The organism is Allobosea sp. FG18, assembly GCF_057809495.1.
Window position 1 is genome coordinate 111,738 of sequence record NZ_JBMDKB010000006.1, and the last position, 13,858, is coordinate 125,595.

The 13,858-nt window shown below is 68.7% G+C and carries 12 protein-coding genes; 7 read left to right on the top strand and 5 right to left on the bottom strand.

Annotated elements, in window-relative coordinates:
- Window positions 1-71: 71 nt before the first annotated feature.
- From ACODTJ_RS08925 to ACODTJ_RS08935, 3 genes are read right to left on the bottom strand one after another with little or no spacing between them, the layout of a single operon-like run.
- The gene (locus ACODTJ_RS08925) at window positions 72-1,100 is read right to left on the bottom strand and encodes an RluA family pseudouridine synthase (protein ID WP_454655464.1); all 1,029 of its coding nucleotides are present in this window, start codon (window positions 1,098-1,100) and stop codon (window positions 72-74) included.
- Window positions 1,101-1,146: 46 nt separating this feature from the next.
- On the bottom strand, window positions 1,147-2,841 hold the full coding sequence (locus tag ACODTJ_RS08930) for a heme biosynthesis protein HemY (RefSeq protein ID WP_488848216.1): 1,695 nt from the start codon (window positions 2,839-2,841) through the stop codon (window positions 1,147-1,149).
- 18 nt (window positions 2,842-2,859) lie between these two features.
- On the bottom strand, window positions 2,860-4,701 hold the full coding sequence (locus ACODTJ_RS08935; protein WP_454655461.1) for a uroporphyrinogen-III synthase: 1,842 nt from the start codon (window positions 4,699-4,701) through the stop codon (window positions 2,860-2,862).
- Window positions 4,702-4,970: 269 nt separating this feature from the next.
- Here ACODTJ_RS08935 and tsaD point away from each other — a divergent pair, with 269 nt between their 5' ends.
- Genes tsaD through ACODTJ_RS08955 form a run of 4 tightly spaced genes read left to right on the top strand, consistent with a single transcriptional unit; the run spans window position 4,971 to window position 7,763 of the window.
- Window positions 4,971-6,026 (top strand): tRNA (adenosine(37)-N6)-threonylcarbamoyltransferase complex transferase subunit TsaD, encoded by a 1,056-nt coding sequence (gene tsaD, locus ACODTJ_RS08940; protein WP_454655459.1) that lies wholly within the window; start codon window positions 4,971-4,973, stop codon window positions 6,024-6,026.
- Complete coding sequence (locus ACODTJ_RS08945) at window positions 6,023-7,018, top strand: NAD(P)H-dependent glycerol-3-phosphate dehydrogenase (RefSeq protein ID WP_454655457.1); 996 nt, start codon at window positions 6,023-6,025, stop codon at window positions 7,016-7,018. Before tsaD ends, ACODTJ_RS08945 begins: the two co-directional genes overlap by 4 nt.
- 11 nt (window positions 7,019-7,029) lie before the next feature.
- A complete protein-coding gene (locus tag ACODTJ_RS08950; protein ID WP_454655455.1) occupies window positions 7,030-7,356 on the top strand; it encodes a hypothetical protein in 327 nt (108 codons plus the stop codon).
- On the top strand, window positions 7,356-7,763 hold the full coding sequence (locus ACODTJ_RS08955; protein WP_454655453.1) for an EVE domain-containing protein: 408 nt from the start codon (window positions 7,356-7,358) through the stop codon (window positions 7,761-7,763). Before ACODTJ_RS08950 ends, ACODTJ_RS08955 begins: the two co-directional genes overlap by 1 nt.
- A gap of 5 nt (window positions 7,764-7,768) precedes the next feature.
- Here the strand turns inward: ACODTJ_RS08955 and ACODTJ_RS08960 are convergent, their stop codons facing one another.
- Window positions 7,769-8,902, bottom strand: coding sequence for a T6SS phospholipase effector Tle1-like catalytic domain-containing protein (locus tag ACODTJ_RS08960; protein ID WP_454655452.1), 1,134 nt, complete (start codon window positions 8,900-8,902; stop codon window positions 7,769-7,771).
- Between the two features lie 228 nt (window positions 8,903-9,130).
- On the opposite strand from ACODTJ_RS08960, the gene acs reads away from it, so the two are divergent.
- On the top strand, window positions 9,131-11,083 hold the full coding sequence (gene acs, locus ACODTJ_RS08965; RefSeq protein WP_454655450.1) for an acetate--CoA ligase: 1,953 nt from the start codon (window positions 9,131-9,133) through the stop codon (window positions 11,081-11,083).
- A gap of 210 nt (window positions 11,084-11,293) precedes the next feature.
- Window positions 11,294-12,016: an AprI/Inh family metalloprotease inhibitor gene (locus ACODTJ_RS08970; protein WP_488848223.1), complete on the top strand. Its 723-nt coding sequence runs from the start codon at window positions 11,294-11,296 to the stop codon at window positions 12,014-12,016.
- A 143-nt stretch (window positions 12,017-12,159) separates the two neighbouring features.
- On the opposite strand, the gene ACODTJ_RS08975 is transcribed toward ACODTJ_RS08970, so the two are convergent.
- Window positions 12,160-12,774, bottom strand: coding sequence for a GNAT family N-acetyltransferase (locus ACODTJ_RS08975; RefSeq protein ID WP_454655447.1), 615 nt, complete (start codon window positions 12,772-12,774; stop codon window positions 12,160-12,162).
- A 328-nt stretch (window positions 12,775-13,102) separates the two neighbouring features.
- Between ACODTJ_RS08975 and ACODTJ_RS08980 the strand changes: the two genes are divergently transcribed.
- A complete protein-coding gene (locus ACODTJ_RS08980; protein ID WP_454655446.1) occupies window positions 13,103-13,807 on the top strand; it encodes a cold-shock protein in 705 nt (234 codons plus the stop codon).
- Window positions 13,808-13,858 lie beyond the last annotated feature (51 nt).

Genomic DNA, 13,858 nt, shown 5'->3' on the forward strand with positions numbered 1-13,858 from the left:
ATCCGCATCCGAACAGCCCCAGTATATGCGAACTCACTCTGGCGGAAAGGTGGCAAAATCGCCCGGTTCGCTCACAGCCGTGCGAGTGCGGCTTGCAGATTCGCAAAATCCTCCGGCGGCTCGGACTCGAACAGCATCTCCTCACCACTGGCTGGATGCTCGAATCCGAGGATCGCCGCATGCAGGGCCTGCCGGCCGAGCGCGGCCAGCGCGGCTTGCGCATCGGCGGGCAGGCGGACCGCCTTGGTGGCGAAACCCGAGCCATAGAGCTGATCACCCAGCAGCGGATGGCCGATATGGCTCATATGCACGCGGATCTGGTGCGTGCGCCCCGTCTCCAGCCGGCACTCGACCAGGCTCGCCAGCGGTTCGGTCTCGTCCAGACCCTTCAGCAGCGGCGGAAAGCGCTGGAGCAGTTCGATATGGGTGATCGCCTCGCGCCCGCGCCCTTCCTTCACCACCGTCATCTTCTCGCGGTTGCGGGTCGAGCGCTCGATCGGTGCGTCGATCGTGCCCTCGCGCAGGCGCGGCACGCCCCAGGCAATGGCGAGATAGGCACGCTGCAACGGCCCGGTGCGGCCATGGTCGGCGAACTGCTTGGCGAGCTTCTGATGCGCCCGGTCGTTCTTGGCGACGACCAGGAGGCCACTGGTATCCTTGTCGAGCCGGTGCACGATGCCCGGGCGCCGGACGCCGCCGATGCCGGACAGGCTCTCGCCACAATGCGCGATCAGCGCATTGACCAGCGTTCCGTCCTCATGGCCGCCGGCCGGATGGACGACGAGCCCCGCCGGCTTGTCGATGACGATCAGATGCTCGTCCTCGTAGACAACGTCGAGCGGGATATCCTGTCCGACGGGATCAGCCGGCTTCGCCGCCGGCATGACCAGCGCGATAGTGTCGCCCTCGACGACCTTGCGGCTGCCATCGCTGAAGACGGCGCCGTTGAGGCTGACCCCGCCCTCCTTGATGACCTGCTGCAGGCGCGCGCGCGAAATCTCGCCGGCCAGCAGGGCCAGCGCCTTGTCCAGGCGCTGGCCCGCCTGCTCGGGGCCGACCGTCAGGGTCACAGTGGCATTCGGATCGAGAATGGATGTCATCGCGTCGCTATAAGGCGCATGGCCGCCGGCCGCACGCCTTTTCCGCTCAGCCGAACAGCCTGAAGCCGCTCTTCTTCGGCTCCGGCGATGGTTCCTCCTCCGGCCCCGGATCATCGGGCGCATGCGAGACCGGGAAGATCACCGGCTTGGGCGACCCAGCCTCGCGCGGAGCGGGCTTGCTCTCAACCAGCTTGGTCTCGGCAGGCTTCGATTCAGCCGGTTTCGCGGGTTCGGCAACCGCTTCCACCGGCTTCGGCTCCTCCTTCTGAACCGGTGGCGCAGCAGGGGCGACCGGCTCCGGCCTCGGCTCCTCCTTCGGCGCGGACGGCGGCGGCGGAGGCGGCGGTGCAACGGCCGCAGGCTCGATCGTCGTGACGCTCTCCGCCTTCGCCTCGATCAGCTTGGTCGAATCGTCGAGATCGGCCAGCACGTCGTCGGCGGCCTGGGCCCGGCTGCCGAGCGTCGCCGGTGGCACGGTCCAGACGAAGGCGTCGAGCCGGCCGGTGATCGGCGAGACCGGCATCCAATGGTCGGAGACCAGCCCGTCCGCCACCCAGGCAGCATCGCGCGGCGCCCGTGTCGCCCGCGCCAGCCATTCGCGCACGCGGCCGGCGGCGCCATGCTCGGCATCCTCGAGCTCGACCATCAGCAGGCAGGCGCGCACCGAGGCGCCGCCCGCCAGCAAGGGCTTCAGCGTCTCGCGCGCCTTCTGGAACTCGCGAGCCTGGATCGCGGCGCCCGCCAGCACCAGCACACTTTCCGGATCGGAGGGGCGCAGCTTCGTCAGGGTCGTTGCCCGGTTGAGCCGATCCAGCGCGCTGTCGCCCGGTCGTGCATCGAGATAGGCGGCAGCAATATCGGGATGGGGCGCATCCTTCCAGGCGGCTTCCAGCAGCTTCGATGCCTTGCGGACATCGCCGCGCTCGGCAAGCATCCGGCCGGCCAAGGCAGCGGCCGGCGTCAGGGCCGGCGCGAGCTTGACCGCCTCGAGCGCGGCTGCGAGCGCCTTCTCAGGCTCGTGCTCGCGTGCCTGCAGCGCCTCGGCCGCCAGCAACACCGCGCGCTGGCGGCGTGCCTCGGCCTTGTCGGCGAGCCTGAGCGCGGCGCGACGCTCGACCGCCGTGCGAGCTGCCTGCCAGTCGCCGGCCTGCGTGTGGAAATCGAGCAGTGCATCATTGGCCCAGGCCAGCGAGGGCGAGCGGCGCACGGCATCATCGGCAAAGGCGCGCGCGGCGGTGACGTCGCCGCGACGCTTGGCCTCGACGAAGAGCCCGCGCAGGCCCAGCACCCGCGTCTCCGATTTCTCCAGCATCGCCTTGAAGGCGGCCTCGGCCTGCGCCCGATCGCCGCTCAGCTGCGCGGTTTGTGCCTCCAGCAGCAGGGTCAGCGGCTCGCCCGGCACGAAGCGGCGCGCCTCGCCGGTGTAGCGCCCGGCGGCAATGGGATCGCCTGCACCAATCGCGACCATGCCGCGCGACACGGCCTCGAAGCCGCGTGCCCGACGCCGCGCCCGCGAGGACAGGCTGAACGCCGAGGGCAAGCCGAAGACGAAGCGCAGCACCGCCCAGGCCAGCAGCACGAGGAAGGCGAGCGCGACGACGCCGATCGCGGCCAGCGCGACGCTGGTCTCGATCCGGTAGCCCTGCCAGAGCACGGAGACCTCGCCCGGCCGGTCGGCAAGCCAGACGGCGCCGAAGGCAAGGCAGGCGAAGACGGCGAGGTAGACGAGAACGCGAACCATGGACCTCTCAACCCTCCGTCAACCGGCCACGCCGAGCGCCGCAACCGCATCCTGCGCGATTTTGGCGATCGCCGCATCCGCCGCGGCACGTTTCTGCAAATCGGCGCCGAATTCCGCACTGGCACGGCGTGCCGGCTCCGGCAACTGGCCCCACAGGCCCGCGGCCTTGACGATATCACCGGCAGCGATCGCGCTTTCCAGCCGGATCGGCAGCGTCGCCGGATCGGTCGAGCCGCTGTCGCCGACCGGGCGGACCGTGACGACGCGGCTGGTCAGAGCCAGCAATTTGTCCGTCCAGCTGTCGGAAACCGGCATCACCTCACGCTGGAACATCGCGCCATGCTTGCGGAAGCCCGCCTGAAGAGCCTCGCGGGCCGGCGCGCCGGCCGCAGCGACCGCCGTCAGCGCGGCGACATCCGCCTGCGCCACGCCGCTTTTCGTCAGTGCAGCGATATCGCCGGCGAAGGGCCGCCCGCCGGCGAGCGCACGCTGCACCCGCTCCGCCAGCACGATGCGCGCCGCCGCCATCGCTTCCGGACTCGCACCCGATGCCGCCTTCGCCTGCGTCTCGACGTTGCCGAGCCGCCCGGCAATCTGGTCGAGGCGCTGACTGAGGGCCGTTGCCGCAGCTTCAGCTCGCTGCGCCTGGGCGCTGAGGGCGCTCGTATCCGGCGCCTGCGCATTGCCGAGCGACGCGAGCCTCGTCGTTACCGCCTGCAGTTCGGCGCCGGCCTTCGCAGCCGCTTCCGATGCCGCAACCGCCTTGCGATCGGCCGCCGCGGCACTCGCCTGCATGGCCTCCAGCCGGCTGCGCAATTCGGCGATCGCCTCGCCGCCGCCCGAAGGCGCCTGCTTGGAGAGGGCATAGGAGACGAGCCCGCCGCCGATCAGGCCGCCGACGAGACCGGCCGCCGCAACGGCAAGCCACGGCGTGCGGGCCGGCTCTGCGGGCACGACGGGCCCGCGCGCCGGCTCGACCGGAGGCGGGGCGAACTCTTGCGGCAGAGCCTCGGTCGGCGCGAGCTGCGAAGGATCAGCCAACCCGGCAGGCTCGGCCGTAGCCGTCACCGCCTTCAGCTCGACGGTCGGCCGTGTGCGGCGCTGGCTGCCTTGCGGACCCGGCCGTGCCGGATCGGCCAGGCGCTCGCGCGCCGAAACCTGCTCAAGCGCGGCGAGCATGCCGGCCTCCTCGGGGTGCTCCGCGACCAGGACGGTGCTCGCCCCCGTCGCGATCAGCGGCTCCGCCGCGGCGGCCGAGATCACGACATGGGTGAGTTCCAGCGCCTCGTCCGCCACGCCGGCAGCCTGCGCCAGCGCGATGAAGGTCTGCGCCCCGCGCGCCGAATAATGCATGGCGGCGGCATCGCCCTTGCCCTGCCGCAGCGCGGCCTGGGTCTCCGCCGGCAAGGCCGGGAGCGCCTCGGCCGCATAGGCCGTCCAGAGCGCGACATCGTAGCCGGCCTCGCGAAGACGATCCGGCACATCCTCCTTGCGATCGCGCCCGGCGATCATCAGCAGTTTCGCAGGGGCCGGCAGCGTCCGCCGGATCAGCTCGATCAGGTCGTTGCGGTCACCATCGGCGCTGCGCGCATCCTCCAGCCCGGCCTCGCGGATCTTGGTCGCCGTGCGCGCGCCGACCGCGAAGATCGGCAGGTCGCGCCACGACGCCGGCCCGTCGGCCAGCATCGGCACGGCATTGCCGCTGGTCACCACGATCGCATCGAAATCACCCTCAGGCGCGTCACCGGGCAGGCGGACCACCTCGAAGAGCGGCGCGATCACCGGCTCGAAGCCGTGCTCGGCGATGGCGCGCGCCGTCCGCTCGGCATCGTGGCGGGGACGAAAGACGAAGACGCGCATTCACAACTCCTGACAAAACCGGCGGCGACCGCAGGACGATCCGCGAACCGTGCAGCATTCCGCGATCATGCCGCATTGAGGCGGAACAATGATCCTGCCCATGCCGTCTCCCTTTCCTGCCTTGCCGTCATACTGCCAGGGCGCCTCTTGTGACGCGCCTCTTGGCCTTGCGCCCCCTCGCGCACTATACGAAGGAATTGCCGGCACGGAACCGTCGGGCGCCGTTCCTCGATCCTGATCCCTCATTCCGCGAGACAAGTCGACCGATCATGCGTGTACTGGGGATAGAGACGACCTGCGACGAAACGGCAGCGGCGATCGTCTCCGTCGAGCGTTCCGGCGAAAGCAAGATCCTGTCGAACGAGGTGCTGAGCCAGATTGCCGCACATGCAGCCTATGGCGGCGTGGTGCCGGAAATCGCAGCGCGCGCCCATGTCGAGGCGATCGACCGCATCATCGCCCGCGCCTTCGCCAATGCCGAACTGAAGCCGGACGAGATCGATGCCGTCGCCGCGGCGGCCGGTCCCGGCCTCGTCGGCGGCGTCATGGTGGGCTTGACCGCCGGGAAGGCGATCGCGCTGGCGACCGGCAAACCCTTCATCGCAATCAACCATCTCGAGGCGCACGCGCTGACCGCCCGCCTCACCGACGATCTGGCCTTCCCCTATCTGCTGCTGCTCGTCTCCGGCGGCCATACTCAATTGCTCGCCGTGCGCGGCGTCGGCGACTATCTCAAGCTCGGGGGCACCATCGACGACGCGGTCGGCGAGGCCTTCGACAAGATCGCCAAGATGCTGGCGTTGCCCTATCCCGGCGGTCCCTCGGTCGAACGCGAGGCGGCCAAGGGCGATCCCGAGCGCTTCGACTTCCCCCGCCCTCTGCAGGGCAGGCCGAGCCCGGATTTCTCGCTCTCCGGCCTCAAGACCGCCGTGCGCCTCGTCGCCGAGCGGATCGCACCGCTCTCCGACAACGATGTCGCCGATCTCTGCGCCTCCTTCCAGGCGGCTGTCGTCGACGTGATGGTGGATCGCACCCGCGCCGGCCTGCGCGCCTGCCGCGAAGCCGGCATCACCCCTTCCACGCTCGTCGTTGCCGGCGGCGTCGCCGCCAACCAGGCGATCCGCAGCGGGCTCAATCGTCTCGCCACAGAAGCCGGCCTGCCGATGGTCGCCCCGCCGCTGGCGCTCTGCGGCGACAATGGCGCGATGATCGCCTGGGCCGGTCTCGAACGCCTCAGGCTCGGCCTCGTCGACGACATGAGCGCGGTCGCCCGGCCGCGCTGGCCGCTGGACGAGCTCTCGCCAGCCCCATCGACCGCCGCATGAGTTCTCGTGCTGCCTATCAGAGCGTCGGCGTCATCGGTGCAGGCTCTTATGGAACCGCCCTGGCGCTCGCCGCCGCTCGCGCCGGACGCGATGTGCAACTCTGGGCGCGCGATGCCGCGACGATCGAGGCCATCGCGCAGACGAGGCAGGCGCCGCGCCTCCCCGGCGTCGACCTGCCCGAAAGCATCCGCGCGACCGGCTCGCTCGCTAACCTCGCCGATTGCGACACCCTGATCGTCGCCGTACCGACGCAAGCCTTGCGCTCAGCCTGCGAAATCCTGGCCGCGGCCCTGCCGCCGCGCGTGCCGGTGATCTCGGCCGCCAAGGGCATCGAGCAGGCGAGCGGCCGATTCGCGACCGAGATCATCGGGGAAGCCTGGCCGGGTACGACCGCGGCGATCCTCTCCGGGCCGAGCTTCGCCGACGATATCGGGCGCGGACTGCCGACGGCGGTGACGCTCGCGGCCGGCAATCCCGAGCTGGCGCAGGCGCTCGCCGAGGCGCTGAGCTCACCGGCCTTCCGCATCTATCACTCCGCCGACACCCGCGGCGTCGAGATCGGCGGCGCGGCCAAGAACGTGCTGGCCATCGCGGCGGGAATCGCGATCGGGCTAGGCTATGGCGAGAGTGCCCGCGCCGCGCTGGTGGCCCGCGGCTTCGCCGAGCTGCGCCGCTTCGGCGAAGCCTATGGCGGCGATGCCGAGACGCTGATGGGATTGTCCGGCCTCGGCGACGTCGTGCTGAGCTGCGCCTCGCCCCAGTCGCGCAATTTTTCCTATGGACTGGCGCTGGGCCAGGGCAGGAGCCCGGCTGAAGCGGCCGGCGGCAAGCTGGCGGAGGGTGCTTTCACCGCCCCGGTCCTAGTCGAGATGGCGCGGGCAAAACAGGTCGAAACCCCGATCGCCGAGGCCGTGGCCGCGATCATCGCCGGCCATGTCGGCGTGCGCGATGCGGTCGCGGCACTGCTGGCGCGGCCGATCCGGGCGGAGTGAGGGAGGAAAGCATGGCGGGAGACTGGTCCGACCTGACGAAGCGCGTCGCGCGCGGCATCGCCGAGGTCAAGAAGACGACGGGCTCCGAGCTCGTCGCCGAGAGCGAGCCCGTGCCATTGGCCGGCCGGATCGCGGGCCCCGTGATCCAGCATCGCAAGCGCCGGGCCGAGGGCACGCATCGTTTCGTGCTGATCCTGCCCTTCGGCGAGGGCGAGGTCCGCGTCGAGCTCGACCCCAAGGATTACGCCGCGCTGACCCGCGAGATGGTGCGGTTCTGGAACGAACAGGGCGAGGCGGCCTCGCAGCCGCCGGTGCCGCTCAAGGAGGACGAGGCCTGATGGCTCACTGGCTGATCAAATCCGAACCATCCGTCTGGTCCTGGGACGACCAGGTCAAGGCCGGCGCCAAGGGCACGCATTGGGACGGGGTGAAGAACCACACCGCCAAGCTCAACCTGATGGCGATGAAGCAGGGCGACCAGGTCTTCTTCTACCATTCCAACGAGGGGCTCGAGGTCGTCGGCATCGTCGAGGTCATCAAGGAAGCCTATAACTGGATCCCCGGCGAGCCCTGGGTCCTCGTCGACTTCAAGGCGGTGAAGCCGCTGCCAAAGCCGGTCACGCTCGCCGCCGTCAAGGCCGAGCCGACGCTCGCCAAGATGGCGCTGGTCACCTCCTTCCGCCTCTCGGTCCAGCCGGTCACGGACGAGGAATGGGACATCGTCTGCAGGATGGGCGGGCTTTAGAGCGCTCACGCGCGATAGTAATCGGCGAAGGTCGGATAGCCCGCCAGCGCGCGCGGCCGATAGGGCAGCATCTCCTGAAGGATCGGCACGGCCGTAGCCCGCAGGCGTGGCTCGACGGCATCGGCCATCCGCGCCGGCTGCGGCTGGAACCCGTGCGGCACGAAGCCCTCCCGCGTGCCCTCGCTCCAGGGCAGCCAGGAGGTCTTGCGCTCGTCATGCTGGCGGCCGAGCGCATCCGGCCGCAGCTCCGCGATCAGCCCGGGCTCGACGATGAGCGGATGCGGGATGGCCTGCGCCTCCGCGATCATCCAGCCGAGCGAGAGGTCGGACAGGCCCATCTTCAGGCCGTAGCCGCCGCCGATATCGGTATGCACGCCGGCGAACCAGGCCTGCCGGATCTGCCCCGGCGGCGCCTCCCGCTCGTCCCAGAGCTCGGGCGCGAAGACCTGCCGGTTCTCGTCGATGGCCAGGACGTGGCGGCCATGGGCGACCTGCCGGTTGAGGATTGCATCGTGGAACTTGTGGCGCCCCGGCAGGCTGCCGATCCCCGGCAGGCCGAGCGCCCTGACCGTATCCCAGACGCCGACGAAGAAAGGCGGCGCCGGCTGTGTGCCATGGCGTTCGCGGAACGCCGCCGCGGCTTCGGCCCGCGCGGCGGCATCCCTGATCATGTAGACATCCTTGACGGCGCTAGCGGCCAGCGCCCTGACCTCCTCCGCCTTGATCGCGTCGCTGAACCCATCCCAGCGCGTCACCTGCGCGAAGCCGCCCGGTACGCCGCATAACGCCAGCACGCCTCCGAGGCTGCGGACGGTGTAGGCGCCGCGGCTGAAGCCAAACAGGAAGATCCGATCTCCCGGCCTGTGCGCGCAGAGCAGTGCTGCATAGCAATCGATGATGTTGTCGGTGATGCCGTAGCCGGTCGCCTCGGCGAGCAGGTCCTTGAAGCGTCGGAACGGCCCGCGAATCTCGCCCTCGTCGGGATTCGCGCCGAGGCCGGGGTCGTAGAAGCAGATTTGCCCGGCTCCATCAGCCTCGCGGGTCGCCATGAACAGGCGATAGACATTCGTCCAGTTGATCGGGTTGGCGCCGCCGGCCTGTCCCGTCCCATCCGAGAAGATGCCGATATTGCGCGCCATGACGCCTCCCAGGACCCTATCCTACCATTGGATGAGGCGAACCGGGGATGTTTTGGCCTTGCGCCATGCCCAAAACGCCGGTCCCTGCCACGAAAGTGCGATGCACAATGGGTTGCCGCGCCGCGCACGCAACCTATGATGCGTCGAAATCGAAGAAGCGATGCCCGCCGCACCTCCATGAGGCGGACCAGCGCAACACAGACGGTCCAAGTCTGGGGAGACGCCCGAATGTCCGAGATCATCTACGACGTCCCGACCTCCTGGTCGAAGAAGGCCTGGGCGACCGACGCCAAGTACAAGAAGATGTACGCGGCCTCGATCAAGGATCCCGACAAATTCTGGGGCGAGCAGGGCCAGCGCATCGACTGGTTCAAGCCGTACACCAAGGTCAGGAACGCCAGCTACAAGCCGGGCAAGGTCTCGATCAAATGGTACGAGGACGGCACCACCAACGTCGCCCATAACTGCATCGACCGGCATCTCGCGACCCGCGCCAAGCAGACGGCGATCATCTGGGAAGGCGACGATCCCAGCGAGTCGAAGAAGATCAGCTATGGCCAGCTCTATACCGAGGTCTGCAAGTTCGCGAACGTCCTCAAGGCCAATGGGGTCAAGAAGGGCGACCGCGTCACCATCTACCTGCCGATGATCCCGGAGGCGGCCTATGCGATGCTGGCCTGCGCCCGCATCGGCGCGATCCATTCGGTCGTGTTCGGCGGCTTCTCGCCGGATTCGCTGGCGAGCCGCATCGAGGATTCCGATTCGAAGATCGTCATCACCGCCGACGAGGGCCTGCGCGGCGGCCGCGCCGTGCCGCTCAAGAAGAATGTCGATACCGCCGACGACAAGGTGAAGGGCGGCATCGGCACCGTCATCGTCGTCAAGCGCACCGGCGGCAACGTCACCATGAAGGAAGGCCGCGACCTCTGGTATCATGACGAGGCCGCCAAGGTCTCCGGCCACTGCCCGCCGGCCGAGATGAAGGCGGAAGACCCGCTCTTCCTGCTCTACACCTCGGGTTCGACCGGCAAGCCAAAGGGCGTGCTGCACACCTCGGCCGGCTATCTCGTCTACGCCGCGATCACCCACCAGTATGTCTTCGACTACCATGACGGCGACATCTACTGGTGCACGGCGGACGTGGGCTGGGTGACCGGCCACAGCTACATCCTCTACGGGCCGCTCGCCAACGGCGCGACCACGCTGATGTTCGAGGGCATCCCGACCTATCCGACGATCTCGCGCTTCTGGGAGGTCATCGACAAGCACAAGGTCAACACCTTCTACACCGCGCCGACCGCGATCCGCTCGCTGATGGGCGCCGGCGAGGAGCCGGTGAAGAAGACCAAGCGCAAGTCGCTGCGCCTGCTCGGCTCGGTCGGCGAGCCGATCAATCCGGAAGCCTGGGAGTGGTATCACCGCGTCGTCGGCGAGCGCCGCTGCCCGATCGTCGACACCTGGTGGCAGACCGAGACCGGCGGCATCCTGATCACGCCGCTGCCCGGCGCGACCCCGCTGAAGCCCGGCTCGGCGACGCGGCCCTTCTTCGGCGTCAAGCCCGAGATCGTCGACGCCGGGGGCAAGGTCCTGGAAGGCGCCTGCGAGGGCAACCTCGTCATCGCCGAGAGCTGGCCCGGCCAGATGCGCACGGTCTACGGCGACCATAAGCGCTTCGAGGAAACCTATTTCGCGACCTACCCGAACAAGTACTTCACCGGCGACGGCTGCCGGCGCGACGCCGACGGCTACTACTGGATCACCGGCCGCGTCGACGACGTCATCAACGTCTCCGGCCACCGCATGGGTACCGCCGAGGTCGAATCGGCGCTGGTCGCGCATCCGTCTGTCTCGGAGGCCGCGGTCGTCGGCTACCCCCACGACATCAAGGGCCAGGGCATCTATGCCTATGTCACGCTGATGTCAGGCGAGGAGCCGAGCGAGACGCTACGCAAGGACCTCGTCGCCTATGTCCGCAAGGAGATCGGCCCGATCGCCTCGCCGGACCTGATCCAGTTCGCGCCGGGCCTGCCCAAGACGCGCTCCGGCAAGATCATGCGCCGCATCCTGCGCAAGATCGCCGAGGATGAGTACGGCGCGCTCGGCGACACCTCGACGCTCGCCGATCCCGCCGTCGTCGACGACCTCGTCGCCAACCGCCAGAACAAGCGCAAGGCGGGGTAAGACGCTCTCCTTCGGGATGAGACCGAAAATGGCCTGTTCGCATCGGCGCGCAGGCCTTTTTCATGGGATTGAGCCCACCGGCGGGAACCGCAGCCGATATCGAGGGTTCGCAATGCCGCTGGCCTGGGTTAGACCATGCTCATGCCGCGTTCATCGCGTTTCCTGATAATGACGCAACGTTCGGCTGACCGAGATCGGAACCCGCGCCTGATGACGACGACGATCAAGACCGCATCGCCCGCCGCCTTCGTCCGCGCGGCCGCCTTGCTGCCTCTGGTGGCCCTGACCGCCTGCGCCGGATCGCAGCGCTTCAGCGGGCCGGTGATGAACCAGCCCTCTTACAGCCAACCCCTGCCCTCCGCACCGCCGGTGAGCTCCGCCCCGATCACCTCGGAGCCCTTGCCGCCGCCTGGCGGCTATCCGGCTGCGCCCCCGCAAGCCGGCGGTTATCCCGCCGCGGGAGGCCCGCAGGGCGGCGGCGCCCTGCCCCCGCCCCAGGATCCGTTCTTCGACCCCAATGCCGGCGGCGCGCCGCAGGGCCAGCCCCTGCCCCCGACCGGCCAGCCGACGCAAGATCCCGGCCTGCGCGGCAGCAACAATCAGGTTGCCGGCCTCGGCTCAGCCCCGGCAGCGACGCCACGCCCCTCGGCCAGCCGCGACAGCGTCGTCGGCGGCTGGACGGCCCGCGAAGCGACCGGCGGTACCTGTCGGGTGCAATTGTCGAGCTCGCCGACGCTTGATCTCTATCGCGCCTCCTCGTCCGGCTGCGCCAACAAGGATCTGCAGAAGATCTCGGCCTGGGATTTCCGCGACGGCGAGGTCTATCTCTATCAGCAGGGCGGCACCGTCGCAGCCCGGCTGCGCAGTTCCGGCTCGGGCGCGCTCGACGGCGCCGTCACGAAATCCGGCGCCTCGCTGTCGATGAACCGCTAGATAACAGCCTGCACGTCATGGTCGGGCCTGTCCCGACCACCCACGTCTTCGCTGGTCGAACGCGGTGTTCAAGACATCGACGCTCGCCACAAGGGCGAGCATGACGACGGCTGGATCAATGCCGTTGCGTAGCTTCTCGGGGTTCAGGCCCCGAAGGTCCGGGTCAGCAAGGTGCTCGGCCAGAAGCTCTTCTGGATCGACAGCGCCATGGTCGCGAAGCCCCGGGCATTGTCGAGCGCCTCGTCGAGGATCGTGAAGGGCGTCGGGGCACCGGTCGCGATCACGCCCTCGACATCGGCATAGCCGCCGACCAGATCGGCCTCGAACTTCGCCGCGAGCCGGCGCATCGCCGCATTCTCCGGCAGGCAGGTCAGATAGAGCGTGCGGACGCTGCGATTGCGTGCTGCCGTGATCAGGCGCCCGAACAATTGCGAACCGACGCCACGCCGCCGCCACGGCGTCTCGACGCTGAAGGCGGCTTCGCCGGTGAGCGCGATGATGTCGTCGAGGCCGCGCAGCTCGGCCGCCCCGCGCACCACGCCATCGACCACATAGGCATAGACCAGGCCACCGACGCCAAACGTCGTCCTGGCATAGTTCTCAAGAAACGCGTCATTGACCGCCGTGCCGAAACGCTGGTGGCGCGTGACGGCATCGAGCCTGAGCAGATGCTCCTTGAAGAGATCGCGCTCCGTCGGCCACAGCCTGCGGATCACGCCATCGCCGGCCTTCTTGCCGGACTGTCGCGAACGAACCAATTCTCATCTCCTGAACAGCGCAAGTCTTGCGCGAACCGACCAGGAGGCGTTGTCTTCCCTGACTTGCTCATCACATCGTATTACGTCCGCACGATGGCAAGTGCACGATCCGCGGCATTTTTGCCGGGTCCACGCAAAAATCAAGTGAACACCCCGCACTCTCATGCACTGAGCGCATGGAAAAGGCACGGCATGACGTTGGGGACGGGGGCGAAAAAACCACTGTAACGCCGTAAAATGCCATGCAATAATTTCGCATTGACCCCGATGACGGCGCGTCCGGCATGAGCTAAGTTGCGTGCTCCCGGTCACTCATATTTGAAGCTCCATGTTCGATCGTCGCAAGCCTCCGGCTGCCCAGCCTTTCGTCACCCACGAAAACATCGAAGCCAAGGTCAAGTGGTTCGACCCCGAGAAGGGGTTCGGTTTCGCATCGCCCTCCGATGGTTCGGGCGATGTCTTCCTGCACGTCTCGGCCATCGGCCCGCTCGACCAGCAGGACCTGCTGCCCGGCGCGACGATCGTCGCCGATCTCGGCGAAGGCCGCCGCGGCCTCCAGGTCGTGGCGATCCATGAGATCGATGCGTCGACCGCCTCGCAGACCGCGCCGGCTCCCCGCGCCTTCTCGCCCCGTCCCCCGCGCGATGATTTCGGCGGTGGCGGCTATGGCGACCGGGATCGCGGCGGCTTCGGCGGCGATCGCGGTGGTTATAACGACCGCGGCGATCGCGGTGGCTACGGCGGTGGTGATCGCGGCGGCTTCGGCGGCGGCGATCGCGGCCCGCGTGGTGGCGGCTTCCAGGATCGCAACAGCGGTCCGGTCGAAGGCCCCTATGACGGCGCCGTGAAGTTCTTCAACTCGGATCGGGGCTTCGGCTTCATCGCTCCGGACAAGGGCGGCCCGGACGTGTTCCTGCACGTCTCTTCGCTGGGCCGCAGCGGCCTGCAGCCGCCGATGGACGGGCAGCGCGTGCGCTTCTCGATCCGCACCGGCCGCAAGGGCCCGGAAGCAGCCGACGTCAGCTTCATCTGACGCGACGCAGCTTCGCTGGAATCACAAAGGCCCGCCAATGGCGGGCCTTTT